The organism is Exiguobacterium sp. s150 (genome assembly GCF_018618435.1).
Taxonomy (GTDB): Bacteria; Bacillota; Bacilli; order Exiguobacteriales; family Exiguobacteriaceae; genus Exiguobacterium; species Exiguobacterium alkaliphilum.
The window spans coordinates 1-3011 of the sequence record NZ_JACSMC010000062.1; the positions used below are offsets into that span (position 1 = coordinate 1).

Consider the following 3011-nt stretch of genomic DNA (forward strand, 5'->3'; position numbering starts at 1 on the left):
TTGTTCCTTGAAAACTGAAGATTCATCAAGACATCAAACCAAAATTTCACATATGGTCCGTGAGGACCGTGTGTCTTAGACGCTAGATCAAGGTAGAAAGGGCGTACGGTGGATGCCTTGGCACTAGGAGCCGATGAAGGACGCGACGAACAGCGAAATGCCCTGGGGAGTGGTAAGTACACTTTGATCCAGGGGTATCCGAATGGGGGAACCCACCGCCGGGAGACTGGCGGGACACCCGTGTGAATACATAGCACGGCGTGAGGCAGACCCGGGGAACTGAAACATCTAAGTACCCGGAGGAAGAGAAAGAAAATTCGATTCCCTGAGTAGCGGCGAGCGAAACGGGAACAGCCCAAACCAGGAAGCATGCTTCCTGGGGTTGTAGGACACTCTATACGGAGTTACAAAGGGATAGGATAGGTGAACGACCTGGAAAGGTCGGCCAGAGAAGGTGACGGCCCTGTAGCCGAAATCCTGTCCCCTCCAGAGTGGATCCTGAGTACGGCGGGACACGTGAAACCCCGTCGGAATCCGGGAGGACCATCTCCCAAGGCTAAATACTTCCTAGTGACCGATAGTGAACCAGTACCGTGAGGGAAAGGTGAAAAGCACCCCGGAAGGGGAGTGAAACAGATCCTGAAACCGTATGCCTACAAGTAGTCAGAGCCCGTTAACGGGTGATGGCGTGCCTTTTGTAGAATGAACCGGCGAGTTACGATGGCGGGCGAGGTTAAGCCGAAAAGGCGGAGCCGCAGCGAAAGCGAGTCTGAACAGGGCGCATCAGTCCGTCGTCGTAGACCCGAAACCAGGTGATCTACCCATGTCCAGGATGAAGGTCAGGTAACACTGACTGGAGGTCCGAACCCACGCACGTTGAAAAGTGCGGGGATGAGGTGTGGGTAGCGGTGAAATGCCAATCGAACCTGGAGATAGCTGGTTCTCTCCGAAATAGCTTTAGGGCTAGCCTCGAGGTGAAGAGTTCTGGAGGTAGAGCACTGATTGGACTAGGGGCCCCCACAGGGTTACCGAATTCAGTCAAACTCCGAATGCCAGTGACTTGTACTCGGGAGTCAGACTGCGAGTGATAAGATCCGTAGTCGAGAGGGAAACAGCCCAGACCATCAGCTAAGGTCCCCAAGTGTATGTTAAGTGGAAAAGGATGTGGCGTTGCACAGACAACTAGGATGTTGGCTTAGAAGCAGCCACCATTCAAAGAGTGCGTAATAGCTCACTAGTCGAGTGACGCCGCGCCGAAAATGTAACGGGGCTAAACATACCACCGAAGCTATGGATCCCGTAAGGGATGGTAGGAGAGCGTTCCAAGCAGCAGTGAAGCGGTATCGTGAGGAGCCGTGGAGCGCTTGGAAGTGAGAATGCCGGTGTGAGTAGCGAAAAGAGGGGTGAGAATCCCCTCCGTCGAAAGCCCAAGGTTTCCTGAGGAAGGCTCGTCCGCTCAGGGTTAGTCTGGACCTAAGCCGAGGCCGAAAGGCGTAGGCGATGGACAACAGGTTGATATTCCTGTACCGCCGTACCACCGTTTGAACGATGGGGGGACGCAGAAGGATAAGGTAACCGTGCGACTGGAAGTGCACGGACAAGCAGCGAGGCCGTCGGGTTGGCAAATCCGCCCGGCATACAAGGTCGAGCTGTGACGTGGAGCCCGTAGGGCGAAGTACCGGATTTCACGCTGCCAAGAAAAGCCTCTAGTAAGGAGGTCGGCGCCAGTACCGTAAACCGACACAGGTAGGCGAGATGAGAATTCTAAGACGCGCGGGATAACTCTCGTTAAGGAACTCGGCAAAATGGTCCCGTAACTTCGGGAGAAGGGACGCTTATGGCAACATAAGCCGCAGTGAATAGGCCCAAACGACTGTTTAGCAAAAACACAGGTCTCTGCTAAATCGCAAGATGAAGTATAGGGGCTGACGCCTGCCCGGTGCTGGAAGGTTAAGGGGATGTGTCATCGCAAGAGAAGCACTGAACCGAAGCCCCAGTAAACGGCGGCCGTAACTATAACGGTCCTAAGGTAGCGAAATTCCTTGTCGGGTAAGTTCCGACCCGCACGAAAGGCGTAACGATTTGGGCACTGTCTCAACGAGAGACCCGGTGAAATCATAGTACCTGTGAAGATGCAGGTTACCCGCGACAGGACGGAAAGACCCCATGGAGCTTTACTACAGCCTGATATTGAGGCTTTGTACGCGATGTACAGGATAGGTGGGAGTTTGTGAAGCCGGAGCGCCAGCTTCGGTGGAGACACCCTTGGGATACCACCCTTTGCGTATAGAGTCTCTAACTCGCAGCCGTGATCCGGCTGGAGGACCGTGTCAGGTGGGTAGTTTGACTGGGGCGGTCGCCTCCTAAACAGTAACGGAGGCGCCCAAAGGTTCCCTCAGAATGGTTGGAAATCATTCGAAGAGTGCAAAGGCAGAAGGGAGCTTGACTGCGAGACCTACAAGTCGAGCAGGGACGAAAGTCGGGCTTAGTGATCCGGTGGTTCCGCATGGAAGGGCCATCGCTCAACGGATAAAAGCTACCCTGGGGATAACAGGCTGATCTCCCCCAAGAGTCCACATCGACGGGGAGGTTTGGCACCTCGATGTCGGCTCATCGCATCCTGGGGCTGGAGTAGGTCCCAAGGGTTGGGCTGTTCGCCCATTAAAGCGGTACGCGAGCTGGGTTCAGAACGTCGTGAGACAGTTCGGTCCCTATCCGTCGTGGGCGCAGGAAATTTGAGGAGAGCTGTCCTTAGTACGAGAGGACCGGGATGGACGCACCGCTGGTGTACCAGTTGTTCCGCCAGGAGCATCGCTGGGTAGCTACGTGCGGACGGGATAAGTGCTGAAAGCATCTAAGCATGAAGCCCCCTCCGAGATGAGATTTCCCTTTGAGCAATCAAGAAAGACCCCTCAGAGACGATGAGGTAGATAGGTCATGGGTGGAAGCGTGGTGACACGTGGAGCTGAATGATACTAATCGGTCGAGGCTTTGATCTAGTCTATGGTTTG

At 54.6% G+C, this 3011-nt stretch carries 1 rRNA gene; it reads left to right on the plus strand.

Annotated elements, in window-relative coordinates:
* The first annotated feature begins 85 nt into the window (after positions 1-85).
* A 23S ribosomal RNA gene (locus tag KNP76_RS15405) occupies positions 86-2999 on the plus strand.
* Positions 3000-3011: the final 12 nt, after the last annotated feature.